Source organism: Pseudomonas putida, from assembly GCF_025905425.1.
Taxonomy (GTDB): domain Bacteria; phylum Pseudomonadota; class Gammaproteobacteria; order Pseudomonadales; family Pseudomonadaceae; genus Aquipseudomonas; species Aquipseudomonas putida_AF.
This window is the reverse complement of sequence record NZ_CP109603.1, coordinates 4,074,675-4,098,873: the sequence shown is the minus strand read 5'-3', so window position 1 is coordinate 4,098,873 and position 24,199 is coordinate 4,074,675. Positions and strand designations below refer to the sequence as shown.

Annotated in this window: 23 protein-coding genes; 18 read left to right on the top strand and 5 right to left on the bottom strand. The window is 63.0% G+C overall.

What is annotated here, in order from left to right:
- Positions 1-39 precede the first annotated feature (39 nt).
- From OGV19_RS18285 to OGV19_RS18215, 15 genes are all read left to right on the top strand, one after another.
- Positions 40-738: a tellurite resistance TerB family protein gene (locus OGV19_RS18285; protein ID WP_264310037.1), complete on the top strand. Its 699-nt coding sequence runs from the start codon at positions 40-42 to the stop codon at positions 736-738.
- Positions 739-865: 127 nt separating this feature from the next.
- Positions 866-2,488, top strand: coding sequence for a methyl-accepting chemotaxis protein (locus OGV19_RS18280; RefSeq protein WP_264310036.1), 1,623 nt, complete (start codon positions 866-868; stop codon positions 2,486-2,488).
- Positions 2,489-2,493: 5 nt separating this feature from the next.
- Positions 2,494-3,012: a chemotaxis protein CheW gene (locus OGV19_RS18275; RefSeq protein ID WP_264310035.1), complete on the top strand. Its 519-nt coding sequence runs from the start codon at positions 2,494-2,496 to the stop codon at positions 3,010-3,012.
- Entirely contained in the window at positions 3,009-4,280 is a 1,272-nt protein-coding gene (locus tag OGV19_RS18270; protein ID WP_264310034.1) for a CheR family methyltransferase, read from the top strand. The genes OGV19_RS18275 and OGV19_RS18270 overlap by 4 nt, the downstream gene beginning before the upstream one ends.
- Positions 4,277-4,942 (top strand): chemotaxis protein CheW, encoded by a 666-nt coding sequence (locus OGV19_RS18265; protein ID WP_264310033.1) that lies wholly within the window; start codon positions 4,277-4,279, stop codon positions 4,940-4,942. The genes OGV19_RS18270 and OGV19_RS18265 overlap by 4 nt, the downstream gene beginning before the upstream one ends.
- The gene (locus OGV19_RS18260; RefSeq protein ID WP_264310032.1) at positions 4,939-7,245 is read left to right on the top strand and encodes a hybrid sensor histidine kinase/response regulator; all 2,307 of its coding nucleotides are present in this window, start codon (positions 4,939-4,941) and stop codon (positions 7,243-7,245) included. The genes OGV19_RS18265 and OGV19_RS18260 overlap by 4 nt, the downstream gene beginning before the upstream one ends.
- Complete coding sequence (wspF, locus tag OGV19_RS18255; protein ID WP_264310031.1) at positions 7,242-8,255, top strand: Wsp signal transduction system protein-glutamate methylesterase WspF; 1,014 nt, start codon at positions 7,242-7,244, stop codon at positions 8,253-8,255. The genes OGV19_RS18260 and wspF overlap by 4 nt, the downstream gene beginning before the upstream one ends.
- A gap of 51 nt (positions 8,256-8,306) precedes the next feature.
- On the top strand, positions 8,307-9,311 hold the full coding sequence (wspR, locus tag OGV19_RS18250; protein ID WP_264310030.1) for a Wsp signal transduction system regulator diguanylate cyclase WspR: 1,005 nt from the start codon (positions 8,307-8,309) through the stop codon (positions 9,309-9,311).
- Between the two features lie 877 nt (positions 9,312-10,188).
- Positions 10,189-11,284, top strand: a protein-coding gene (gene prfB / locus OGV19_RS18245) for a peptide chain release factor 2 (RefSeq protein WP_264310029.1) whose coding sequence is annotated in 2 segments (ribosomal slippage) — positions 10,189-10,260 and positions 10,262-11,284 — 1,095 coding nt in all. Because the reading frame shifts where the segments join, the coding sequence is not laid out codon by codon here.
- Positions 11,285-11,356: 72 nt separating this feature from the next.
- On the top strand, positions 11,357-12,859 hold the full coding sequence (gene lysS / locus OGV19_RS18240) for a lysine--tRNA ligase (protein ID WP_264310028.1): 1,503 nt from the start codon (positions 11,357-11,359) through the stop codon (positions 12,857-12,859).
- A gap of 204 nt (positions 12,860-13,063) precedes the next feature.
- Entirely contained in the window at positions 13,064-13,768 is a 705-nt protein-coding gene (locus tag OGV19_RS18235; RefSeq protein WP_264313970.1) for a TetR/AcrR family transcriptional regulator, read from the top strand.
- A gap of 30 nt (positions 13,769-13,798) precedes the next feature.
- The gene (locus OGV19_RS18230) at positions 13,799-14,347 is read left to right on the top strand and encodes a hypothetical protein (RefSeq protein WP_264310027.1); all 549 of its coding nucleotides are present in this window, start codon (positions 13,799-13,801) and stop codon (positions 14,345-14,347) included.
- Between the two features lie 123 nt (positions 14,348-14,470).
- Entirely contained in the window at positions 14,471-15,748 is a 1,278-nt protein-coding gene (locus OGV19_RS18225; protein WP_264310026.1) for a flavohemoglobin expression-modulating QEGLA motif protein, read from the top strand.
- Positions 15,720-16,643 (top strand): alpha/beta hydrolase, encoded by a 924-nt coding sequence (locus OGV19_RS18220; protein WP_264310025.1) that lies wholly within the window; start codon positions 15,720-15,722, stop codon positions 16,641-16,643. The genes OGV19_RS18225 and OGV19_RS18220 overlap by 29 nt, the downstream gene beginning before the upstream one ends.
- Entirely contained in the window at positions 16,640-16,966 is a 327-nt protein-coding gene (locus tag OGV19_RS18215; RefSeq protein WP_264310024.1) for a PA3694 family proteiin, read from the top strand. Before OGV19_RS18220 ends, OGV19_RS18215 begins: the two co-directional genes overlap by 4 nt.
- A 115-nt stretch (positions 16,967-17,081) precedes the next feature.
- On the opposite strand, the gene OGV19_RS18210 is transcribed toward OGV19_RS18215, so the two are convergent.
- The 5 genes from OGV19_RS18210 to OGV19_RS18190 all read right to left on the bottom strand — a co-directional run bounded on the left by OGV19_RS18210 (position 17,082) and on the right by OGV19_RS18190 (position 19,648).
- Positions 17,082-17,399: a type II toxin-antitoxin system RelE family toxin gene (locus tag OGV19_RS18210; RefSeq protein WP_264310023.1), complete on the bottom strand. Its 318-nt coding sequence runs from the start codon at positions 17,397-17,399 to the stop codon at positions 17,082-17,084.
- Entirely contained in the window at positions 17,353-17,637 is a 285-nt protein-coding gene (locus OGV19_RS18205) for a type II toxin-antitoxin system Phd/YefM family antitoxin (protein WP_264310022.1), read from the bottom strand. The genes OGV19_RS18210 and OGV19_RS18205 overlap by 47 nt, the downstream gene beginning before the upstream one ends.
- A 139-nt stretch (positions 17,638-17,776) precedes the next feature.
- Positions 17,777-18,565 (bottom strand): lipotoxin F family OmpA-related lipoprotein LptF, encoded by a 789-nt coding sequence (locus OGV19_RS18200; protein WP_264310021.1) that lies wholly within the window; start codon positions 18,563-18,565, stop codon positions 17,777-17,779.
- Between the two features lie 50 nt (positions 18,566-18,615).
- Positions 18,616-19,029, bottom strand: coding sequence for a DUF4398 domain-containing protein (locus OGV19_RS18195; RefSeq protein ID WP_264310020.1), 414 nt, complete (start codon positions 19,027-19,029; stop codon positions 18,616-18,618).
- A 274-nt stretch (positions 19,030-19,303) separates the two neighbouring features.
- Positions 19,304-19,648, bottom strand: a complete 345-nt coding sequence (locus tag OGV19_RS18190; protein WP_264310019.1) for a pilin assembly protein — start codon at positions 19,646-19,648, stop codon at positions 19,304-19,306.
- Between the two features lie 168 nt (positions 19,649-19,816).
- Between OGV19_RS18190 and ppc the strand changes: the two genes are divergently transcribed.
- From ppc to tsaB, 3 genes are all read left to right on the top strand, one after another.
- Entirely contained in the window at positions 19,817-22,444 is a 2,628-nt protein-coding gene (gene ppc / locus OGV19_RS18185) for a phosphoenolpyruvate carboxylase (RefSeq protein WP_264310018.1), read from the top strand.
- Positions 22,445-22,701: 257 nt separating this feature from the next.
- Positions 22,702-23,352, top strand: a complete 651-nt coding sequence (gene adk / locus OGV19_RS18180; protein ID WP_264310017.1) for an adenylate kinase — start codon at positions 22,702-22,704, stop codon at positions 23,350-23,352.
- 85 nt (positions 23,353-23,437) lie between these two features.
- Entirely contained in the window at positions 23,438-24,112 is a 675-nt protein-coding gene (gene tsaB, locus OGV19_RS18175; RefSeq protein WP_264310016.1) for a tRNA (adenosine(37)-N6)-threonylcarbamoyltransferase complex dimerization subunit type 1 TsaB, read from the top strand.
- The last annotated feature ends 87 nt before the right edge of the window (positions 24,113-24,199 follow it).

Genomic DNA, 24,199 nt, shown 5'->3' with positions numbered 1-24,199 from the left:
TAATCTGGGCGCTCCTTTGCAACGTCTGGAGGCACCTGAATGAACACCCGCGGATTGCTCGACCAACTGCTCAAGTCCGGCCAGCAACTGCTTGAAAAACAGGCCGGTAAAGGCGGCTCAAACAAGCCAGGCACCAGTGCCGGTGGCCTTGGCGGGCTGCTTTCTGGCGTGGGTGGCGGCGCGTTGGGGGCAGGGGCACTGGGCCTGTTGCTGGGTAGCAAGAAGGCCCGCAAGTACGGCGGCAAAGCCCTGACTTACGGCGGCCTTGCCGCACTCGGCGTGCTGGCCTACAAGGCCTATGGCAACTGGCAGGCGCGCCAGCAGGGGGCAGGGCAGGCGTCAGAGCCGCAGACCCTCGACCGTCTGCCGCCGGCCCAGGCCGAGCAGCACAGCCAGGCGGTGCTGCGCGCACTGGTGGCTGCGGCCAAGTCCGATGGCCATATCGATGAGCGCGAGCGTGCCTTGATCGAAGGCGAATTCACCCGCCTGGACACGGATCGCGAACTGCAACACTGGCTGCACGCCGAACTCAACAAACCGTTGGACCCGGCAGAGGTGGCGCGTGTCGCGCAAACGCCGGAAATGGCCGCCGAGATGTACCTGGCCAGTGTGATGATGGTCGATCAGGAGAACTTCATGGAGCGCGCCTACCTGGACGAACTGGCCCGCCAGCTGCGCCTGGACCCCGCCTTGCGCCAGGAACTGGAGAGCCAGGTCCGGCTGGCTGCAGGCCAATAGCACGCTACTTGGCTTGTCCATCAGGCAAGGATGCCTGAATACCCGCATTTCAGCCGCAAAAGCGTAGGATGCCTGGGCTATACTTCGGCGATTTTTCCCGCTCGTTGTGAATTCCTGAGGGCTGAATGTGAAAAACTGGACCTTGCGCCAACGGATCCTGGCAAGTTTCGCCGTGATCATCGCCATCATGCTGCTGATGATCGTGGCCGCCTACTCGCGGTTGGTGGCGATCGAAAGTGCCGAGGAGGCAGTGGGGACCGACAGCATCCCTGGGGTCTACTACAGCTCGATGATCCGCAGTGCCTGGGTCGACAGCTACGTTACCAGCCAGCAGCTGGTGGGCCTGTCCAACCGTCGCGACATCACGTCGGCGGACATGGAGCTGTTCAAGAGCTTCGAGGACCGCCTCAAGCAACACATGGCCAGCTACCAGAGCACTATCAAGGACAGCGCGGACCAGACCCGCTTCGACAGCTTCGTGCAGCTGGAAGAGAACTACATCAAGATCGTCGGCCAGGTGCTGGAGACCTACCGTCAGCACAACTATGTCGAAGCCGAACGGCTGATCAACGAGGTGCTGACCCCGGCCTGGATCGATGGCCGCAAGCACCTGAACGAGGTGATCGAGAACAACCGAGCCTCCGCCGATGCCGCCACCCACGACATCGTCAGCGCCGTGAGCACGGCCAAGGGCAGCATGATGGTGTCGCTGCTGCTGGCAATCGTGGCCGCCGGGGTCTGCGGGTTGCTGCTGATGCGTGCCATCAGTGCGCCCATGCAGCGCATCGTCCACGCCCTCGACCGGTTGCGTTCGGGTGACCTGAGCATGCGCCTGAGCCTGGACCGCAAGGACGAGTTCGGCGCCATTGAAAGCGGTTTCAACGAAATGGCCGAGGCACTGGCCAACCTGGTGTCCCAGGCCCAGCGTTCGTCGGTGCAGGTGACCACCTCGGTGACTGAGATCGCCGCCACGTCCAAGCAGCAGCAGGCCACCGCCACCGAGACCGCCGCGACCACCACAGAGATTGGCGCTACCTCGCGGGAAATCGCCGCCACCTCGCGTGACCTGGTACGCACCATGACCGAGGTCACGTCTGCCGCCGATCAGGCCTCGAGCCTGGCCGGCTCCGGCCAGCAAGGCCTGGCCCGCATGGAAGAGACCATGCACCAGGTGATGGGCGCCGCCGACCTGGTCAATGCCAAGCTTGGCATCCTCAATGAAAAGGCCAGCAATATCACCCAGATGGTGGTGACCATCGTCAAGGTCGCCGACCAGACCAACCTGTTGTCGCTCAATGCCGCCATCGAAGCCGAAAAGGCCGGCGAGTATGGCCGGGGCTTCGCCGTGGTGGCGACCGAGGTACGGCGCCTGGCCGACCAGACTGCCGTGGCCACCTACGACATCGAGCAGATGGTGCGTGAGATCCAGTCGGCCGTGTCGGCCGGGGTCATGGGCATGGACAAGTTTTCCGAAGAAGTGCGCCGCGGCATGTTCGAGGTGCAGCAGGTGGGCGAGCAGCTCAGCCAGATCATCAATCAGGTGCAGGCCCTGGCGCCGCGTGTGCTGATGGTCAACGAAGGCATGCAGGCCCAGGCCACCGGCGCCGAGCAGATCAACCAGGCGCTGGCCCAGCTCAGCGATGCCAGTACCCAGACGGTAGAATCGCTGCGCCAGGCCAGTTTTGCCATTGACGAGCTCAGCCAAGTGGCAGCAGGCCTGCGCGGCGGCGTGTCGCGCTTCAAAGTCTGACGGCGATGAACGACTTGCAACCCCACGCAGCGCAGGCGGGCGACGTCAAGGGCACGTTGTACCTGCTGTTTCGCATCGCAGACCAGCGTTTCGCCCTGGACGTGCACGAAGTGATCGAGGTGCTGCCGCGCCGGGCGCTCAAGCCGATCGCCCAGGCGCCGTCGTGGGTCGCGGGCATTCTCGCGCACCGTGGCGCGCTGGTGCCGGTGGTCGACCTGTCGGCGCTGAGCTTTGGCCAGGCAGCGGCGCAACGTACCAGTACGCGCCTGGTGCTGGTGCGCTACAGGGGCAACCTGCAACTCGGGCTGATCCTTGAGCAGGCGACCGAGACCTTGCGCTGCCGCCCCGAAGAATTCCAACCGTATGGCCTGGACAACGCCGACGCCCCCTACCTGGGCCCCGTGCGCCAGGATGCCCAGGGCCTGTTGCAGCGAATCGAAGTCGATGACCTGCTGACGGATGCCGTGCGCGAGCTGTTGTTTGCCGAACACTGCGGTGCCCCTGAGCAAGGACTGCCGACATGAATGAACAGCGTTTCTTCCGCTACCTGCGCGAGCGTATCGGCCTGGACGTGGAGTCGGTGGGGGCGCCCATGGTCGAGCGCGCCTTGCGCCAGCGTTGCACGGCCGTGAACGCGGTGGACCTGGACGATTACTGGCTGCGCCTGCAGCAGTCGGCGGGCGAGCAACAGGCACTGATCGAGGCGGTCATCGTCCCGGAGACCTGGTTCTTCCGTTACCCCGAATCCTTCACGGCCCTGGTCGGCCTGGCCCAGAAACGCCTCGCGGAACTGGCCGGCGCGCGTCCGGTGCGGCTGCTCAGCCTGCCGTGCTCGACTGGTGAGGAGCCCTATTCATTGGCCATGGCGCTGCTTGACGGCGGCATGAGCCCTGGCTCGTTCATCATCGACGGTATCGACATCAGCCCCATTTCGGTGGCCAAAGGTGAGCAGGCAGTTTACGGGCGCAATGCCTTTCGCGGCAGCAACCTGAGTTTTCGCGAGCGCTTTTTCGATGCGCTCGATGACGGCCACCGCTTGCATGACCGAGTCCGCCAGCAAGTCAGCCTGCAGGTAGGCAATGTGCTGGACCCGGCGCTTGCCAGCCGTGATGGCCTGTACGATTTCGTGTTCTGTCGCAACCTGTTGATCTATTTCGACGTGCCCACCCAGCAGCGCGTCTTCGAAGTGCTCAAGCGCCTGGCCCACGCCCAGGGCGTGCTGTTCATCGGGCCTGCCGAAGGCAGCTTGCTGGCCCGGCTGGGGATGCGTCCGCTGGGTATCGCGCAGTCGTTTGCCTATGTGCGCCAGGAGGGCGGCATCGCGCCGGCCGCCACGGCGCCCGAGCCAGCCAGGCGCGCGCTGCCGCCTCTGGCCATGCCAGCGTACCCACCGCCGACCCCGCCACTGGCGCGGCCACTGCGAGCGCTGCCGGCCACTGCCAAGGCGCCGCTGCCGCGCGAAAGCCAGGCTGAGCATGCAGCCGAGCTGCTGGCCAGCATTGCCCAGCATGCCAATGCAGGGGCCAGTGCGCAGGCGCGCGCCGCCTGCCAGCGCTACTTGAGCCAGTTCGCGCCGACCGCGCAGGTTTACTACTGGCTGGGGTTGCTCAGCGACACCGAAGGCGATGCCGGCGAGGCGCTGACCCATTATCGCAAGGCTTTGTATCTTGAGCCGCAGCATCCCGAGGCCCTGGTGCACCTGGCCGCTTTGCTCGCGGCCCAGGGCGACCTGGCCGGTGCCCAGCGTTTGCAGGCGCGTGCTGCGCGGGCGAGTCGGGAGTCTGAACGATGAGGGGTAAATCTGCGATGCAGCTGCTTGCCCAGGCCGACGAGGGCATCGACGACTGCTGGAACCGCATCGGCGTGCACGGTGACAAACAGTGCCCGCTGCTGGAGCGGCACATCCACTGCCGCAATTGTGAAGTCTATGCCAGCGCCGCCACGCGCCTGCTCGACCGTTATGCCCTGCTACAGGATGACCAGGCCGTGGTGGCTGAGGCTGCCGAGGAAGCGCTCGGCCACTCCATGCTGTTGTTCAGGCTCGGCGAAGAATGGCTGGCCCTGGCGACCGCATGCCTGGCGGAAATCGCGCCCTTGCAGGCAGTACACTCGCTACCGCACCAGCGTTCCCGAGTGTTGCAAGGCGTCGCCAACGTTCGCGGTGCCTTGGTGCCGTGCCTTTCGCTGGCTGACCTGCTGGGGGTGCAGCCGACCGCCGGCCAGCAGCGCAGCGGCCGCGAGATGCCGCGCATGCTGATTCTGGCTGCCGAAGGGGGGCCAGTGGTGATGGCGGTCGAAGAGATCGACGGCATTCATCGGCTTGACCCGGCACTGCTGAACAGTGGCCAGGACGCTAGGCACTTCACCGCAGCGGTGCTGCAGTGGCGTGGTCGCAGCGTGCGGGTGCTGGACGATCAACAATTACTGTCTGCGGTGCAGCGGAGCCTGACATGACCCCAGAGCAAATGCGCGACGCATCGTTGCTCGAGCTGTTCAGCCTGGAAGCCGAGGCGCAGACCCAGGTACTCAGCGCTGGCCTGATGGCGCTGGAGCGCAACCCCACCCAGGCCGACCAGCTGGAGGCCTGCATGCGTGCGGCCCACTCCCTGAAGGGGGCGGCGCGCATTGTCGGGGTCGACGCTGGCGTCAGTGTTGCCCACGTCATGGAAGACTGCCTGGTGGCTGCCCAGGAAGGCCGCTTGCGGCTGAACGCCGAGCATATCGATGCGCTGCTGCAGGGCACCGACCTGTTGATGCGAATCGCAACGCCAGGCGACACTGCCGCGCAAGCGACGCTGCCAGTGTTTCTCGCGCAGATGGCCAGCTTGCTGGACCCAGGCGCTGCGCCTGTGCCTGTGGCCCCGATTCTGCCGGCAGCACCCGTGCAAACCATGCCGGTCGAAGCCATGCGGGTGCAAGCCATGCCGATGGCCCCCGAGGCCGTGGAGGCAGAATTCGAGCTTGAGCCCGCGCCACGGCGCAAGGCTGGCAAACGCGCTGGCGAAGGCGCGGAGCGTGTGCTGCGGGTCACCGCCGACCGCCTCAACAGCTTGCTCGACCTGTCCAGCAAGTCGCTGGTGGAAACCCAGCGGCTCAAGCCTTACCTGGCCACTTTGCAGCGCCTCAAGCGCATGCACGGCCAGGGCATGCAGGCTCTCGATGGTTTGCGTATGCAACTGGAAGACAGTGGCCAGAGCAGTGAAGTGCTCGAAGCCCTGGCCCAGACCCAGCGTCTGCTGGCAGAAACCCAGCAGATCCTGCAGCAGCAGGCCGCCGACCTTGACGAATTCGGCTGGCAGGCCAGCCAACGCGCACAATTGCTTTACGACACGGCCCTGGCCTGCCGGATGCGGCCTTTTGCCGACGTACTGGCCGGGCAAAGCCGCATGGTCCGTGATCTGGGGCGGTCCCTGAACAAGCCGGTGCGCTTGGTCATCGAAGGGGAAAAAACCCAGGTTGACCGCGATGTGCTGGAAAAACTCGAAGCACCGCTGACCCACCTGCTGCGCAATGCGGTCGACCATGGCATCGAACTGCCAGAGCGGCGCCTGCTGGCAGGCAAGGCGCAGGAGGGCGTGATTCGCCTGCGCGCCTCGCACCAAGCCGGCATGCTCAGCCTTGAGCTGATCGACGATGGCGCCGGCATCGACCTGGAACGCCTGCGTAGCGCCATCGTCGAGCGTGCCATGTCGCCTGCCGACACCGTGGCGCGGATGAGCGAGGCGGAGCTGATGACGTTCCTGTTCCTGCCCGGTTTCAGCCTGCGCGACAAGGTGACCGAGGTGTCGGGGCGCGGGGTTGGCCTGGACGCTGTGCAACACATGATCCGCGAGCTGCGTGGGTCGATCGAATTGACGCAGGTCGCCGGGCAGGGTTGCCGTTTCCATCTGCAAGTACCGCTGACCCTGTCGGTGGTGCGCAGCCTGGTGGTGGAGGTGGGCGGCGAAGCGTATGCCTTCCCGCTTGCGCATATCGAACGCACTCTGGAGGTGACGGCCGAGCAGATCGTGCAGATCGAAGGGCGCCAGCACTTCTGGCACGAAGGTCGGCATATCGGCCTGGTGGCGGCAAGCCAGTTGCTCAACCGCCCTGCAGGGCAGGACGATGAGCGCAGCCTGCGGGTGGTGGTGATTCGTGAGCGCGAGCAACTTTATGGGGTTGCCGTGGAGCGCTTGATCGGTGAGCGGGTGCTGGTGGTGATGCCGCTGGATCAGCGCCTGGGCAAGGTTCAGGACATCTCCTCCGGCGCCTTGCTCGATGACGGTTCGGTGGTGTTGATCGTCGACGTCGAAGACTTGCTGCGCTCAGTGGAAAAACTGCTCAGTACCGGCAGCTTGGAACGTATCGAGCGGGGTAGCAGTGGCGCCCGTGGCGTGGTCCGCAAACGTATCCTGGTGGTCGACGACTCGCTCACCGTGCGCGAGCTGCAGCGCAAACTGCTGAGCAACCGTGGTTACGACGTGGCCGTGGCGGTGGATGGCATGGACGGCTGGAATGCCTTGCGCGGCGATGATTTCGACTTGTTGATCACCGACATCGACATGCCCCGCATGGATGGCATCGAGCTGGTCACCCTGGTGCGCCGGGACCAGCGCTTGCAATCGCTGCCGGTGATGGTGGTGTCGTACAAGGACCGTGAGGAAGACCGACGGCGTGGCCTGGATGCTGGCGCCGACTATTATTTGGCAAAGGCCAGTTTCCACGACGATGCGTTGCTGGATGCGGTGGTGGAGCTGATTGGGGGTGCTCAGGGATGAAGATCGCCATTGTCAACGATATGCCCATGGCGGTGGAGGCGTTGCGCCGGGCGCTGGCTTTCGAGCCCGCGCACCAGGTGATCTGGGTGGCAGGCAACGGCGCCGAGGCGGTGCAACTGTGCGCTGAGCAGCAGCCTGACTTGATCCTGATGGACCTGATCATGCCGGTGATGGACGGGGTCGAGGCGACGCGGCGGATCATGGCCGAAACCCCCTGCGCCATCGTGATCGTCACGGTCGATCGCAAGCAGAACGTGCACCGGGTGTTCGAGGCCATGGGCCATGGCGCTCTGGATGTAGTCGATACCCCGGCCCTGGGGGCGGGTGATGCCCGAGAGGCGGCGGCACCCTTGCTGCGCAAGATCCTCAATATCGGCTGGCTGATCGGCCAGCAGCGCACGCCTGCCGAGCGCCCGGTCGCCACGCCATTGCGCGAAGCGTCGCAGCGTCGTGGGCTGGTGGCAATCGGTTCGTCGGCGGGCGGCCCGGCTGCGCTCGAGCTCCTGCTCAGGGGCTTGCCCCCGGCGTTTCCGGCGGCCATCGTGCTGGTCCAGCATGTTGACCAGGTGTTTGCCGCTGGCATGGCTGAATGGCTCAGCAGTGCGGCCGGCCTGCCGGTGCGCCTGGCCCGTGAAGGTGAGCCGCCGCAACCGGGGCAGGTGTTACTGGCGGGTACCAACCACCATATTCGCCTGCTGCAAAACGGCCAACTGGCCTACACTGCCGAACCCGTCAACGAAATCTACCGGCCCTCGATCGATGTGTTCTTTGAGAGCGTGGCGCGCTACTGGCGCGGCGATGCCGTGGGCGTGCTGCTCACGGGCATGGGCCGCGACGGCGCCCAGGGCCTGAAACTGATGCGCCAGCAGGGCTTTCTGACCATCGCCCAGGACCAGGCCAGCAGCGCCGTCTACGGCATGCCCAAGGCCGCCGCGGCGATCGACGCAGCGGTGGAAATCCGCCCGCTGGAGCGAATAGCTGGGCGCTTGATGGAATTCTTTGCAAAATGACGATATGTATTGAATCACGCCGCCTGGCCGGTAGTGATCGGGTGAACAGGTATGAATGATTTACCGATCGAAGGTTTCGCGACCGCCCACCAAAATTCGGCGATGGTTTTGTTGGTCGACGATCAGGCAATGATCGGCGAAGCGGTGCGTCGTGGCCTGGCCCATGAAGACAACATCGACTTCCATTTTTGCGCCGACCCGCACCAGGCGGTAGCCCAGGCCATGCGCATCAAGCCGACGGTCATCCTGCAGGATCTGATCATGCCGGGCCTGGATGGGCTGACCCTGGTGCGTGAGTATCGGAACAATCCGGCTACGCAGGATATTCCGATCATCGTCCTGTCTACCAAAGAAGACCCGCTGGTCAAGAGTGCGGCGTTTGCTGCGGGGGCCAACGACTACTTGGTCAAGTTGCCGGACAACATCGAACTGGTTGCGCGTATTCGCTACCACTCGCGCTCGTACTTGACTTTGCTCCAGCGTGACGAGGCGTACCGCGCCTTGCGGGTCAGTCAGCAACAGTTGCTTGATTCCAATCTGATGCTGCAGCGGTTGATGAATTCCGATGGCCTGACTGGGCTTTCCAACCGGCGTCATTTCGATGAGTACCTGGAGTTGGAGTGGCGTCGGGCGATGCGTGAGCAGCAGCAGTTGTCGTTGCTGATGATCGATGTCGACTACTTCAAGGCTTATAACGACAGCTTCGGGCATCTGGCGGGGGATGAGGCGTTGCGTCAGGTGGCTGAAGCGATCCGTGGTTCGTGCTCGCGGCCGACTGATTTGCCGGCGCGCTATGGGGGCGAGGAGTTTGCCTTGGTGTTGCCCAATACGTCTCCGGGTGGGGCGCGGTTGATTGCTGAGAAACTGCGCCAGACGGTGTTGGGGTTGGGGATTCCGCATAATGCGCCGGTGGCGGATTCGCGGTTGACCGTGAGCATTGGTTTGGCGACCCAGACGCCGGCTGTTGGTGGGCATTGTCGGCAGCTGATTTCGGCGGCGGATAAGGGGTTGTATCAGGCCAAGGACAGCGGGCGTAACCAGGTGGGTATTGCCTGAACTAGCCGCTGCATCAGCTTTTGATCTTGTTTTTGATCTTGTTTTTGATCTTGATCTTGATCTTCTGCGACTTCAGGAGGCCGAGTGGAGGTGACTGGAGGGCCAGGTGCGCAGCACCCTTCGGCGCAGCCGAAGGCGCGAGATGTAGGTTTGCGGAGCAAACCGTAGGCCGCGCGGGCCCGGAAGGCGCCGGAGCGAGGGGACCCCGAAGCGTAGCGTAGGGGCCGTATGATGGAGCAAGCGGTTTTTGGTTACTTTTTTCCAAGAAAAAAAGTGACCCGCCGTAAGGGCGGAAAGGTGAGTGTGCGCCGCTATCGTAAATGAATGTCTACGCGGTGTGTCCGCCCATAGTTGTGCTTTGTGCTTTGTGCTCCAACCGCTGGTATTGAGATCTGGCAAAGTCCATTTGCGATGGCGACGCTTAATCACCTTTCCGCTCTTACAGCGGGTCACTTTTTGGCAAACGCCCCAAAAAGTAACCAAAAAGGTCTGCGCTCCATCATACGGCCCCTACGCTACGCTTCGGGGTCCCCTCGCTCCGGCGTCTTCCGGGCCCGCGCGGCCTACGGTTTGCTCCGCAAACCTACATCTCGCGCCTTCGGCTACGCCGAAGGGTGCTGCGCACCTGGCCCTACAGACGCCTACGCTCGGCCTCCTGAGTCGCTGAAGATCAAAAGCCAGATCAAGATCAAGATCAAAAGCCAAATCAAAAGCCAAATCAAAAGCCGGATCAAGAGCCAGATCAAGAGCATGAGTGTGGGTTTGGTTTTTAGGCGGTATTGGGGCCACCACACAGGACAGGTGGGGCTGGGCCCCACCGCGCCGACTCAGTTATACTCGCAGGCTTTTCACCGAATTCGCACGAGAACCCCCGCCCATGGAAATCCAACCGATCCTGAACACCATCAAGGACCTCACCGAGCGTTCCCAGTCCATTCGGGGGTATCTTTGACTACGATCACAAGCATGACCGCCTGATCGAAGTTAATCGCGAGCTGGAAGATCCAAACGTCTGGAACAAGCCCGAATATGCCCAGGAACTGGGCCGCGAGCTCGCTGCCCTCAAGCAGATCGTCGAGACCCTGGATGAACTGTCCGGTGGCCTGAACGACTGCCGCGACCTGCTGGACATGGCCGTCGAAGAGAACGACGAAGGCGCCGTTGACGACGTGATCGCCGAGCTGCAGCGCCTCGAAGAATCCCTGGCCAAGCTCGAATTCCGCCGCATGTTCAGCGGTGAGATGGACATGAACAACGCCTACCTGGACATCCAGGCCGGCTCTGGCGGCACCGAAGCCCAGGACTGGGCCAACATCCTGCTGCGCATGTACCTGCGCTGGGCGGACAAGCGCGGTTTCGACGCCACCATCATGGAACTCTCCGAAGGTGAAGTCGCCGGCATCAAGGGCGCTACCGTGCACATCAAGGGCGAATACGCCTTCGGCTGGCTGCGTACCGAAATCGGCGTGCATCGCCTGGTGCGCAAGAGCCCGTTCGACTCCGGTGCCCGTCGCCACACTTCGTTCTCGGCCGTCTTCGTATCGCCCGAGATCGACGACAAGGTCGAGATCGAGATCAACCCGTCCGACCTGCGTATCGACACCTACCGCTCCTCCGGCGCCGGCGGCCAGCACGTCAACACCACCGACTCCGCGGTGCGTATCACCCACGTGCCGACCAATACCGTAGTCAGCTGCCAGAACGAACGTTCCCAGCACGCCAACAAAGACACCGCCATGAAAATGCTGCGGGCCAAGTTGTACGAGCTGGAAATGCAGAAGCGTAGCGCCGCCTCCCAAGCCTTGGAAGACAGCAAATCGGACATCGGCTGGGGCCACCAGATTCGCTCGTACGTGCTCGACGCGTCGCGGATCAAGGACCTGCGCACCAACGTTGAACGCAGCGACTGCAACAAGGTGCTCGACGGCGATATCGACGAATACCTGGAAGCCAGCCTGAAACAGGGCTTGTAAGCTTCACACCTGCTGAGAAGACCCTCGCCTGCGGGCGAGGGCAATGAATTCCCTGATGGAAGATGTGACCACATGAGCGACCTCAATAGCGCACCGCAAGACCTGCAACAGGAAGAAAACACCCTGATCGCCCTGCGCAAGGAAAAACTTGCCGCTGAGCGCGCCAAGGGCAATGCCTTCCCCAATGACTTCCGTCGCGACAGCTACTGCAACGACCTGCAGAAGCAGTACGCCGACAAGACCAAGGAAGAACTGGAAGCTGCAGCGATTCCGGTCAAGGTTGCCGGGCGCATCATGCTCAATCGTGGCTCGTTCATGGTCATCCAGGACATGACCGGTCGCATCCAGGTCTACGTCAACCGCAAGACCCTGCCGGAAGAAACCCTGGCCGCCGTCAAGACCTGGGACCTGGGCGACATCATCAGCGCCGAGGGCACCCTGGCCCGCTCCGGCAAAGGCGACCTGTACGTCGAGATGACCAACGTGCGCCTGCTGACCAAGTCGCTGCGCCCGCTGCCTGACAAGCACCACGGCCTGACCGACACCGAGCAGCGCTACCGTCAGCGTTACGTCGACCTGATGGTCAACGAAGAAACCCGCCACACCTTCCGCGTCCGCTCGCAGGTGATCTCGCACATCCGCAAGTTCCTGATCGAGCGTGACTTCCTCGAAGTCGAAACGCCGATGCTGCAGACCATCCCCGGCGGCGCCGCGGCCAAGCCGTTCGAAACCCACCACAACGCCCTGGACATGGCCATGTTCCTGCGTATCGCGCCGGAGCTGTACCTCAAGCGCCTGGTGGTCGGTGGTTTCGAGAAAGTCTTCGAGATCAACCGCAACTTCCGTAACGAAGGTGTATCGACCCGGCACAACCCCGAGTTCACCATGCTCGAGTTCTACCAGGCCTACGCCGACTACAACGACAACATGGACCTCACCGAAGAGCTGTTCCGCGAGCTGGCGCAGCTGGTGCTGGGCAGCACCGACGTGCCGTACGGCGACAAGGTGTTCCACTTCGGCGAGCCGTTCGTGCGCCTGTCGGTGTTCGACTCGATCCTCAAGTACAACCCCGAGCTGACCGCCGCCGACCTGCAGGACGTCGACAAGGCCCGTGACATCGCCAAGAAAGCCGGTGCCAAGGTGCTGGGCCATGAAGGCCTGGGCAAGCTGCAGGTGATGATTTTCGAAGAGCTGGTCGAGCACAAGCTGGAGCAGCCGCACTTCATCACCGAGTACCCGTTCGAAGTGTCGCCGCTGGCCCGTCGCAACGACGACAACCCGGCTGTGACCGACCGCTTCGAGCTGTTCATCGGTGGCCGCGAAATCGCCAACGCCTACTCCGAGCTTAACGATGCCGAAGACCAGGCCGAGCGCTTCCTGGCCCAGGTGGCCGAGAAGGATGCCGGTGACGACGAAGCCATGCACTACGATGCCGACTTCGTCCGCGCCCTGGAATACGGCATGCCGCCGACAGCCGGTGAAGGCATCGGTATCGACCGCCTGGTAATGCTGCTGACCAACTCGCCGTCGATTCGCGATGTGATCCTGTTCCCACATATGCGTCCGCAGGCCTGAGCCAATTGAACAAGCCGCCTTTCGAGGCGGCTTTTTCTTGCCTGAAGCCTGATGTTGTCTGTACCGGCCCTTTCGCGGGCAAGCCCGCTCCCACAGGTACTCCTCAGCCCTCAGCGCCTGTGCCAAACCCTGTGGGAGCGGGCTTGCCCGCGAAGAGGCCGGTGCTGCCACCCCTGTTCATGAGGTACCCCCGTGACCCCTGCAATCGCCGAGCAAGGCGCCGCCGGCATCGCCACCGCCGTCGCCGAAAGTGTGCAGTACCAAGGCCGCAAGACTGCCCGTCAAGGCAGCGAACAGCGTCGCCAGCTGATCCTCGACGCCGCCATGCGCATCGTCGTGCGCGACGGTGTGCGCGGTGTGCGCCACCGTGCCGTGGCCGCCGAGGCGGGTGTGCCCCTGTCGGCCACCACCTATTACTTCAAGGACATCGAGGACCTGCTCACCGATACCTTCGCCCAGTACGTCGAGCGCAGTGCCGCCTACATGGCCAAGCTCTGGGCCAACACCGAGGTGGTTCTGCGCCAGCTGCTCGCCCAGGGCGATGGCAGCCCGCAGGCCAGGGCGCGGCTGGCCGACGAGGTGGCGCGCATGACGGCGGATTATGTATCCCGTCAGTTGCTCAATCGCCGCGACTTTCTCATGGCCGAACAAGCCTTCCGCCAGGAGGCACTGTTGTGCCCGCGCCTGGCCGAACTGGTATGCGCCCACGAGCAGATCCTGCTGCACGGGACCCGACAGTTACTGCAGGTAGTCGGATCGCGGCAACCGGAACAAGACGCGCAAATGTTGACGGCGATTATCGAGCAGATGGAATATCAGGGCCTGCTCAAGGATGCGAACGTGCAAGCCGATGGGCAGATGCTCGCTATGCTTACCCGTTACCTGCACCTGGTGCTGGCATCGGCCTGAGCCGAGACCTGAATTTTCAAGGAGAACCTGATGAAAGCCTGGCGTGTGGTGTTGTTGACGCTGTCATTCCTGCTGCTGGGCGGTTGTCTGGTGACCTTTCATGAGCCATTGCCGAGCAACCAGGCCGCGCCCAAGGCCCTGCTCGGCAAGTGGAGCAGCAAGGATGCCTGGGGCGAGCCGCTGAAGCTGGTCATCAGCCGCAGCGGCGGCGATGCCTACAAGGCGGTGGCCACGGCCAAGGGCAAGGCCCCGGAAGAGTACGTCTTCACCGTGTCGCGCCACGGCAATCGCTGGTACCTCTCAGCCGGCGTGCCCAAGCGCCTGGGCGGCAATTTCCTGATTGGCGGTTTCGAAGTCGTCGATGGCAAGGAACTGGTGGTATACAACCTCGATGTCGAACAGGTGCAGCAGGCAGTGAAGAACAAAGAGCTGACCGGGCGCAATACCGAAGTGCCGGAAGACAACGGCGAGGGCGTGCTGATCGACAGCCCCTCGGCGCGGGTGCTGGCGTACCTGGACGACCCGGCCAACTCCGACCTGTTCGTCGAGGTGGCACGCTTCCAGCGCAGCGGCAAGTAGTTGCCTGTACTGGCCTCTTCGCGGGCAAGCCCGCTCACACAGGGGTGGCACCGTACCTGAGGGCAGCGCAGTACCTGTAGGAGCGGGCTTGCCCGCGAAGAGGCCCTTGAGTAAGGATTCGAAGTGGACGAGTACCAGCAAACCATACGCGCACTGTCAGACCGCATCGTCGCGGCGCAGACCCCCATTCGTGTGCTCGATGCGGTGAAATGGGACGACAACATCCGCCACGGCTTCCTCAAGGCCAAGGGCAAGGAGCCACCCGCCGTAGACCGCGCCTACTACCAGTCGCGCCCGCTGTCGTTCGATTCCAATGCCGTAAAGGCCGAATTCCAGAACATCGAGCGCGACATCACCCGCCAGTTGGGCCAGTTCAACCCGGTCGGGCAGATCATGCGGCGTATGTGCAAGGAATACCGCATGGTGGTGCGCATGCTCGAAGCGCGCGGCACCGAGGACTTCGGGCTGATCTCGCAGGAGCTCTACGGCGCGGCGTCCGACGCCTTCCACGCCGGTGACCCGACCCTGGCCGACCTGGGCCTGATGCTCTCGGACTACCTGAACAACATCGATGGCCGTGGCGACCTCAAGGACGAGCCAAAGAACCTGACCGCCAAGGAGGCCGTGGACATCCTCCAGCGCCGCCTGAACAAGGTGTTCGGCGAGGCCGAGGAAACCATCCGCGTGTTCGAGTCCGACGGCATCGTCGCCGATGCGGCGGCAGGTGCCGACTACATCAAGGTGCGCGCCGATGCCATGTTCAACAGCCGCGATGTGCGTGCGCTGGAGGTGCATGAGGGGCTGGTGCATGTGGGGACTACGTTGAACGGTCTCAATCAGCCGATCTGCACCTTCCTGGCCAAAGGGCCACCCTCGTCGACGGTGACTCAGGAAGGGCTGGCGATTCTCATGGAGGTGATCGCCTTCGCGTCCTACCCTAGCCGGCTGCGCAAGCTCACCAACCGTACACGCGCCATCCACATGGTCGAGGAGGGCGCCGATTTCCTCCAGGTGTTCGAGTTTTTCCGTGCCCAGGGCTTTGAAATGGCGCAGAGCTACAGCAACGCCAGCCGGGTATTCCGCGGCTCGGTGCCCAACGGGTTGCCATTCACCAAGGACTTGTCCTACCTCAAGGGCTTCATCATGGTTTACAACTATATTCAGTTGGCCGTGAAGAAGGGCAAGCTCGAGCAGATCCCGCTGCTGTTCTGTGGCAAGACCACCCTGGAAGACATGCGCACCCTTCGCCAACTGGTCGAGGAAGGGCTGGTCGAGCCACCCAAGTACCTGCCCGAACAGTTCCGTGACCTCAACGCGCTGTCGGCCTGGATGTGCTTCTCCAACTTCCTCAACCACCTGAGCCTGGATCGCATTGAAGCCGACTACGCGAACATTCTCTGAATGCTGCCGCCTGCTGGCCCTCGGGGTACTCCTGCTGGGCCTGGCCGGTTGCAGTAGCCTGCTGTTCTACCCTGAGCCCGGCCAACCCTTTACCCCGGAACGGGCCAAGCTCGACTACCGTGACGTCGCCCTGACCACCGCCGATGGCGTGCGCCTGCATGGTTGGTGGCTGCCGGCCAAGGCCGGCGTCGAGCTCAAGGGCACCGTGCTGCACTTGCATGGTAACGGCGGCAACCTGGCGGGCCATCTGGGGGGCAGCTACTGGCTGCCGGAGCAGGGCTACCAGGTGCTGATGATCGATTACCGGGGCTATGGGCTGTCCCACGGCAAGCCGAGCTTGCCCGAGGTCTATGAAGACATTGCGGCGGCCATAGCCTGGTTGGACAAAGCGCCCGAGGTCCAGGGCAAGCCGCTGGTGCTGCTGGGGCAGAGCCTGGGCGGCGCCATGGCCATTCACTACCTGGCGGCCCACCCCGAGCAGCGCCAGCGCTTCAGTGCGCTGGTGTTCGATGGCGTGCCGGCCAGTTACCGTGCGGTCGGGCGCTTTGCCCTGAGTACCTCGTGGATGACCTGGCCACTGCAAGTGCCCCTGTCGTGGCTGGTGCCGGACGGCGACAGCGCGATTGGTTCGGTCGAGCGACTGGACAGCCCGCCGAAGCTGTTCTTCCACAGCATCGACGACCGCCTGGTGCCACTGGACAACGGCATCCGCCTGTACCAGCACGCGCCGCCGCCGCGGGTCCTGCAACTGACCCGTGGTGGCCATGTGCAGACCTTCGCCGACCCGGTGTGGCGCCAGGTGATGCTGCGCTTTCTTGATGACCCGAGTCATTTCAACGGCCTGCGGCGGCTTGCCGAAGTGCCCAATTACCCTGACGAGAAGAACAAGCAATGAGTGAAGAACGCAACGCCATCCCGCTGATCCTGACCGGCGTCGGCAGCATCATCGTGACGGTGGGGGCTTTGTGGTACTACGGTTACCTGCATTTCGCCAAGCCTGAAGACGCCCTGTTGCTGCAGGATTTCACCATGCTCAAGACCGTGCCGGGCGAGGATTACAAGGTTTCCCTGGAGCCTGCGCCGCAGGTGGCCCAGTGCGTGGATGGCGTGCTGGTGTTGTTCGACATGCAACAGAAAGGCCTGACTGGCGTGTTGGTCGACAACCGCAAGCGTGCGGTGCGCTGCATGGGGGAGGAGACGCCGCAGCAGGTGCAGTAACCTGAATTCTGTCGTTGCCGTTCCGGCCCTTTCGCGGGCAAGCCCGCTCCCACAGGTACCCCGTTGATCTCACGAACAACGCATAGCCCGCGAAAGGGCCGGAACAGTCAAAACATCAGATCAAGCGAGACTTTGCCGCATCGTACACATCGCTTCTTTCTCGCTTGCCTACAGCGATGACGATGACCACCACTCGCTCATCGATAACCTGATAAACCAGGCGATAGCCCGATGACCTCAGCTTGATCTTGTAGCAGTCGGGCATGCTGGACAATTTGTCCTTGTCCACCCTGGGCTGCGCCAAGCGCTCTTTGAGCTTTCGCGCAAACTGGATTTGCAGTTGGCTATCCAGTTTTCTGAATTCCCTCTGTGCCCGAATATTGAATTCAAGGCTGTGGTTTTTTGCTGCCTTCGGCTTGGGCGATGAGCTCATCAATATCCACTTTCACGGTGGGCTCGCCACGTCGCTGGCGTACCAGCTCAGCCAGTTGCATGTCGTCGATCAACTCCATCATCGCTTCGTAACGTTCTGGTGGTACTGCATAGAACGCCGGCTCGTTGCGATTTAGGATGACCACCGTTTCACCAGCCGCTTCACGGATCGTGCCCATGGGGTCCTTTTTCAGGTCAGTGATGGATGCTGCCAGATCGGCTAGAACCGGGTAGGTCATAGTTGTATCAACCCGTGAATGCAGTTATTGATGACACGACTATAGATCTTTAAAGAGTGCTTTTAAAGGTGCCTTTTATTTTGTCGACAAATGAAAAACCCCGCCATCACGGCGGGGTTTTTCTTTGAATCGAGTCAGCTTACTGCACCTGGCTCACCGAACGCGGTGCCACTGGCTGGTTGTCATTGGAGATGGTCACCTCCACCCGACGGTTCTGCGCACGGCCCGAGTTGCTGCCGTTGTCAGCCACCGGGTACTCCTTGCCATAACCCTGGGCGACGATCCGCGCCGGGTCGACACCCGCGCGTACCAGTGCCATGCGCACCGCACCGGCGCGACGCTCGGAGAGGGTTTGGTTGTAGTTGGACGAGCCGACGCTGTCGGTGTAGCCCTCTACGATCACCTTGCGTTCCGGGTTTTCCTGAAGGAACTGGGCCAGCTTGGTGACGTTGGGGTAGGCGTTGCTCTTGAGCTCGGCCTTGTTGAAGTCGAACAGGACGTCGCCGAAGGTCACCAGCGTACCGCGGTCGGTCTGCTTGGCATTGAGGCTGTCCTGCAGCTTGGCGATCTGCGCATCACGGGCATCCAGTTTGGCCTGGGCGCGCTGGGCAGAGGCGTTTTTCAGTTCGCCTTCGGCGGTGCGCAGGGCAATGGTCTGCTTGGCGACTTCAACACGCTGGTTGGTCAGGTAGGCGAGTTGATCGACCTTTTTCTGGTCCTCGCGATCCATGTAGGCCTTGTCGGCCTTGTTCAGCCAGTCCTGGGCATCCTTGGTCTCCAGCGCGGCGACCTTGCTCGACTGCGGGTCGCTCTGCAGCGCGGAGAAGTTGGTGCGGGCCGACTCAAGGTTGGCGTTCGGGTCGTGCGAGCAGGCTGCAAGACCGACGCTCAGGGCCAGCAGGGCGGGAATCATGACGTGTTTGCGCATAGTGTTCATCCTTTGATCGAGTGCGAAGGCTAAGGGTGGCGGGGCAGGGCTCACTGAGCGCTGCGCAGGCCTTCCTCACGTACGTCCTGAACGCCCTGACGGGCATCCTGCACAGCCTTCTGGGCCTTGGCCGCCTGAGCCTTGCGTTCCGCGAGGCGGGCGTCCCATTCAGCCTGTTCGGCCAGACGCTTGGCGTCGTCGTACTGCTTGTCGTGCATGGCGATTTCGGCTTGCTTGAACTTGTCCTGGGCCGCTTTCATCTCCACGGCGGCGTACTCGGTACCGCCAGCACTGACGGCAGAGTTCACGGCGGATTGGGTAACGGCATACTGCTCGGTGGGCGGGTTGCCCGCACAGCCGGCCAGGACCAGGCTACTGCCCAGGGCCAGCGCGGCCAGCTTGAACCCGCGCACATGAGTGGATGACGGTTTGAAAGTGCGGGTCTTCATGGTGGTCAGCTCCATTGGATCACTCCTGATAACGACGATGTCCGTAGCAGTCCATCGCTCAATCCCTGACAGTTGCCGTTGCTTCAGCTGAACGGTGCACGAGGGCAGTGTGCAGGGTTTTAGCGTGATGGCTATTTGCTCGGACTCGGGCGTTTTTCGAATAGTTCAGAAAAAAATGCCGTAAACGGATAAGTTTTTCTGACTGATTGGTCAGTGAGTTTTGCCCGGAACTTTCAGCGTCATGCGGGGTATTCCGGGCCTTGCAGGCCCGGAATAATGTGCTGGGTGGTTATTTTTCGCTGTCGCCAGCGGTGCTGCTCAGGTCGTGCAGGTGGCGGCGGGACAAGGACAGAAAGCGCGGGGTAGGGCCAATGTCTTCGAACAGAGGGTCGCCCTCTTCATCGGTGGCGATGACCTGGCGCCCCTGCACATAAGGGAAGCTGGCTTCCAGTTCCTCCAGGGCCGCCGCCACCAGTTCGCCAAGCAATTCTTCGGCGGTACGCTTGGGGTACATGTCGATCAGCGCGGCCAGGCGCGCCTCGGACTCCAAGTCCAGATGCAGCACATGGCCGGTGCGGCTCAGGGTACCTGCGGCATTCTGTTCCCAGTGCTGGGCGAGTTCACGGATTTTCATGATGACCTCTGTCAACGCCTCGAAAGGCTGCATTGCATCGGAGTGCTCTGCTTGCACTTTAGTTTGCTTTGCCGATCACGGCTTGCCATGGCCGCTCGGCTGGGGGCACTCTTGGCCCAGTGCTGTTTCCTGAACGGGTGCGCCAAAGCTGCGCGACAGAGAGGGCCAATGACCGATATCGATGTGCGTTTGCGTGAAGATGTCCATGTGTTGGGGGAGCTGCTCGGCGAGACCATTCGTCAGCAGCATGGCGATGCGTTTTTGCAGAAGATCGAGGACATCCGGCACAGCGCCAAGGCCGACCGCCGCGTCGCCGGTGAGCAATTGAGCTCGACCTTGGCGGACCTGGCCGATGAAGACTTGCTGCCGGTGGCCAGGGCGTTCAACCAGTTTCTCAACCTGGCCAACATGGCCGAGCAGTATCAGTTGATCCGCCGTCGCGATGCCGGCCAGCCAGAGCCCTTCGAGGCACGCGTGCTGCCTGAGCTGCTGGCACGCCTGAAGCAGGCCGGGCATGGCAACGACGCCCTGGCCCGGCAACTGGCCAAGCTGGACATCCAACTGGTACTGACCGCGCACCCCACCGAGGTTGCGCGGCGCACCTTGATCCAGAAATACGACGCCATCGCCGCGCAGTTGGCGGCCCAGGACCATCGCGACCTGACCCCCGCCGAACGCCAGCAGGTGCGTGAACGCCTGCGCCGGCTGATCGCCGAAGCCTGGCACACCGAAGAGATCCGCCGCACCCGGCCAACCCCCGTGGACGAGGCCAAGTGGGGCTTCGCGGTGATCGAACATTCCTTGTGGCAGGCCATCCCCAACCACCTGCGCAAGGTCGATAAGGCGCTGCACGACGCCACCGGTCTGCGCCTGCCGCTGGAGGCCGCGCCCATCCGCTTTGCCTCGTGGATGGGCGGCGACCGGGACGGCAACCCCAATGTCACGGCGGCGGTAACCCGTGAAGTCCTGTTGCTGGCGCGCTGGATGGCTGCCGACCTGTTCCTGCGTGATATCGACGCCCTGGCTGCTGAGCTGTCCATGCAACAGGCCAGCAGCGCGCTGCGCGAGCGTGTCGGCGACAGCGCCGAACCCTACCGCGCCGTGCTCAAGCAATTGCGCGAGCGCCTGCGCGCGACCCGTGCCTGGGCGCAGCTCGCCTTGACCAGCAGCCAGCCCGCCAGTGCCGACGTGTTGGTGGACAACCGCGACCTGATCGCACCGTTGGAGCTGTGTTACCAGTCGCTGCATGAATGCGGCATGGGCGTGATCGCTGAAGGCCCGCTACTCGACTGCCTGCGCCGTGCTGTGACGTTCGGCCTGTACCTGGGGCGCCTGGACGTGCGCCAGGACGCCGCCCGCCACCGTGATGCGCTGACCGAGATCACCGATTACCTGGGCTTGGGGCGCTATGCCGATTGGGATGAAGAGCAACGCATCGCGTTTCTCCTGGCCGAACTGAAAAACCGTCGGCCGTTGCTGCCTGGGCATTTCCAGCCCCAGGCGGAAACTGCCGAAGTGCTGGCCACCTGCCGGGAAATTGCCGCTGCCCCGGCGGCTTCGCTGGGCTCTTATGTCATCTCCATGGCCGGTGCTGCTTCGGATGTGCTGGCCGTGCAGCTGCTGCTCAAGGAAGCCGGGTTGACCCGGCCGATGCGCGTGGTGCCGCTGTTCGAGACCTTGGCCGACCTGGATAACGCAGGCCCGGTGATGCAGCGCCTGCTTGGCCTGCCGGGCTATCGCGCCGGGCTGCGCGGGCCGCAGGAAGTGATGATCGGCTATTCCGACTCGGCCAAGGACGCCGGCACCACGGCGGCAGCCTGGGCGCAGTACCGGGCTCAGGAAACCCTGGTACGCATCTGCCGCGAGCATCAGGTCGAGCTGCTGCTGTTCCACGGCCGTGGCGGCACCGTTGGCCGTGGCGGCGGCCCAGCCCACGCGGCGATCCTGTCACAGCCTCCAGGTTCGGTGGCCGGGCGTTTCCGTACCACTGAGCAGGGCGAAATGATCCGCTTCAAGTTCGGTTTGCCTGGCATCGCTGAGCAAAACCTCAACTTGTATTTGGCAGCGGTGCTTGAGGCCACCTTGTTACCGCCGCCGCCACCTCAGCCTGCCTGGCGTGAGGTCATGGACCAACTGGCAAGCGATGGCGTGCAGGCGTACCGCAGTGTGGTGCGGGACAACCCCGATTTCGTCGAGTATTTCCGCCAGTCGACGCCGGAGCAGGAGTTGGGCCGCCTGCCGCTGGGCAGCCGCCCGGCCAAGCGCCGCGCTGGCGGTATCGAGAGCTTGCGGGCCATTCCGTGGATCTTCGGCTGGACCCAGACGCGCCTGATGCTACCCGCCTGGCTGGGCTGGGAAACCGCCTTGAACAATGCCTTGCAACGCGGCCAGGGCGAGCTGTTGGCGCAGATGCGCGAGCAATGGCCGTTCTTCCGTACCCGCATCGATATGCTGGAGATGGTACTGGCCAAGGCCGATGCACAAATCGCCGAGGCCTACGACGAACGTCTAGTGCAACCGGATCTGCTTCCTTTAGGTGTGCATCTGCGCGACCTATTGTCGCAGTCTTGCCAAGTGGTACTGGGCTTGACCGGGCAGCCGGTGCTACTGGCGCACAGCCCCGAGACCCTGGAATTCATCAGCCTGCGCAACACTTACCTGGACCCGCTGCACCGCCTTCAGGCCGAGCTGCTGGCGCGCTCGCGCAGCCGCGAAGCCGCTCTGGACAGCCCGTTGGAACAGGCCTTGCTGGTTACCGTGGCGGGCATTGCCGCAGGCCTGCGCAACACAGGCTAAGGCTACCCGTGGCTCGCTTAGGGTGGCTGCAGCCAGGGAGGTAACAAAGGACGGGCAGGGCGGTTGCGCCGAGCGCAACCGCCTGCCGCGCAGGTCGCAAGTGGCGCATTCCTGCAACTTTGGGACGCTTGTATGGCTGCCGGGCGCTGTGTATCTTGAGCAGCCTTCTGACCGATTTATGGTCATACCCGATTTTCCGGACTTGGCCCTGTTTGCCGAATCCATTGAATTTCATAAAAAAATTTGAGGAGCACGAGATGCGCGTAATTCTGCTGGGAGCTCCCGGGGCCGGTAAAGGTACTCAGGCAAAGTTCATCACCGAAAAGTTCGGTATTCCCCAGATCTCCACCGGTGACATGCTGCGTGCTGCCGTCAAGGCCGGCACCCCCCTGGGCCTGGAGCTGAAGAAAGTCATGGATGCTGGCCAGCTGGTCTCCGACGAGCTGATCATCAGCCTGGTCAAGGAGCGCATCGCCCAGCCGGATTGCGCCAACGGCTGCCTGTTCGACGGTTTCCCACGCACGATTCCGCAGGCCGAAGCGATGGTCGCCGCCGGTGTCGACATTGATGCCGTGGTCGAAATCGCTGTTGACGATGAAGAAATCGTCGGCCGTATGGCCGGTCGCCGCGTGCACCTGGCCTCGGGCCGCACCTACCACATTCAGTACAACCCGCCGAAAGTGGAAGGCAAGGACGATGTGACGGGCGAAGACCTGATCCAGCGCGACGACGACAAGGAAGAAACCGTGCGTCATCGCCTGTCGGTCTACCACACCCAGACCAAACCGCTGGTCGAGTTCTACCAGACGCTGTCGGCTGCCAATGCTGGCAAGCCCAAGTACAGCCACATCGAAGGTGTCGGCTCGGTCGACGCCATCACTGCCAAGGTGCTGGCAGCCCTGAGCTGATCCACGCCTTGCATCACAACGGCCCGCTTGCGGGCCGTTGTCGTTTATACTGGCGCTCTTTTCCCTGCACCTGGAAACCCGTTCGATGACCACCCTGCTGGCCCTGGATACCGCCACCGAAGCCTGTTCCGTCGCCCTGTTGCATGACGGCAAGGTAACCAGCCATTACGAGGTGATCCCGCGTCAGCATGCGCAAAAGCTGCTGCCGATGATCAAGCAACTGCTGGCTGATTCGGGCGTAGGTTTGAATGCACTGGATGCCATCGCATTTGGCCGTGGCCCAGGCGCCTTCACAGGTGTGCGGATCGCCATCGGTGTGGTTCAGGGCCTGGCGTTCGCGCTTGAGCGCCCGGTACTGCCGGTATCCAACCTGGCCGCGTTGGCGCAAGGGGCATTTCGTGAACAGGGCGTGCAGCAGGTGGCTGCCGCCATCGATGCGCGCATGGATGAGGTGTACTGGGGCTGCTACCAGGCAACCGCCGGCGAAATGCGCCTGATCGGCCAGGAAGCGGTACTGCCGCCCGAGCGCGTGGCGCTGCCCGACGCCAGCACGGGCGAGTGGTTCGGTGCAGGCACCGGCTGGGGGTACGCCGAGCGCCTGGCAGTGCAGGTCGCTGCCAGCAATGCCGCGGCCTTGCCCAATGCTCTGGACATCCTCAGCCTGGCCCGCTTTGCCTGGGCGCGCGGCGAGGCAATCAGCGCCGAGCAGGCGCAACCGGTGTACTTGCGCGATAATGTCGCCACACCCAAGAAGCGCTGAGTGTTGTTCGTCGGTTATCGCCACTGACGATAAAACCTTTCGCGCGAACTGTGGTCCAGTTATCACTCGAGCATTAGCGACGGAACT

Coding starts and splice junctions, on each gene's coding strand:
- OGV19_RS18285 (WP_264310037.1), top strand. CDS start 40: ATGAACACCCGCGGATTGCTCGACCAACTGCTCAAGTCCGGCCAGCAA.
- OGV19_RS18270 (WP_264310034.1), top strand. CDS start 3,009: ATGAATGAACAGCGTTTCTTCCGCTACCTGCGCGAGCGTATCGGCCTG.
- ppc (WP_264310018.1), top strand. CDS start 19,817: ATGACCGATATCGATGTGCGTTTGCGTGAAGATGTCCATGTGTTGGGG.
- wspF (WP_264310031.1), top strand. CDS start 7,242: ATGAAGATCGCCATTGTCAACGATATGCCCATGGCGGTGGAGGCGTTG.
- wspR (WP_264310030.1), top strand. CDS start 8,307: ATGAATGATTTACCGATCGAAGGTTTCGCGACCGCCCACCAAAATTCG.
- OGV19_RS18230 (WP_264310027.1), top strand. CDS start 13,799: ATGAAAGCCTGGCGTGTGGTGTTGTTGACGCTGTCATTCCTGCTGCTG.
- OGV19_RS18195 (WP_264310020.1), bottom strand. CDS start 19,029: ATGGAGCTGACCACCATGAAGACCCGCACTTTCAAACCGTCATCCACT.
- adk (WP_264310017.1), top strand. CDS start 22,702: ATGCGCGTAATTCTGCTGGGAGCTCCCGGGGCCGGTAAAGGTACTCAG.
- tsaB (WP_264310016.1), top strand. CDS start 23,438: ATGACCACCCTGCTGGCCCTGGATACCGCCACCGAAGCCTGTTCCGTC.
- OGV19_RS18215 (WP_264310024.1), top strand. CDS start 16,640: ATGAGTGAAGAACGCAACGCCATCCCGCTGATCCTGACCGGCGTCGGC.
- OGV19_RS18190 (WP_264310019.1), bottom strand. CDS start 19,648: ATGAAAATCCGTGAACTCGCCCAGCACTGGGAACAGAATGCCGCAGGT.
- OGV19_RS18210 (WP_264310023.1), bottom strand. CDS start 17,399: ATGAGCTCATCGCCCAAGCCGAAGGCAGCAAAAAACCACAGCCTTGAA.
- lysS (WP_264310028.1), top strand. CDS start 11,357: ATGAGCGACCTCAATAGCGCACCGCAAGACCTGCAACAGGAAGAAAAC.
- OGV19_RS18200 (WP_264310021.1), bottom strand. CDS start 18,565: ATGCGCAAACACGTCATGATTCCCGCCCTGCTGGCCCTGAGCGTCGGT.
- OGV19_RS18265 (WP_264310033.1), top strand. CDS start 4,277: ATGAGGGGTAAATCTGCGATGCAGCTGCTTGCCCAGGCCGACGAGGGC.
- OGV19_RS18205 (WP_264310022.1), bottom strand. CDS start 17,637: ATGACCTACCCGGTTCTAGCCGATCTGGCAGCATCCATCACTGACCTG.
- OGV19_RS18260 (WP_264310032.1), top strand. CDS start 4,939: ATGACCCCAGAGCAAATGCGCGACGCATCGTTGCTCGAGCTGTTCAGC.
- OGV19_RS18275 (WP_264310035.1), top strand. CDS start 2,494: ATGAACGACTTGCAACCCCACGCAGCGCAGGCGGGCGACGTCAAGGGC.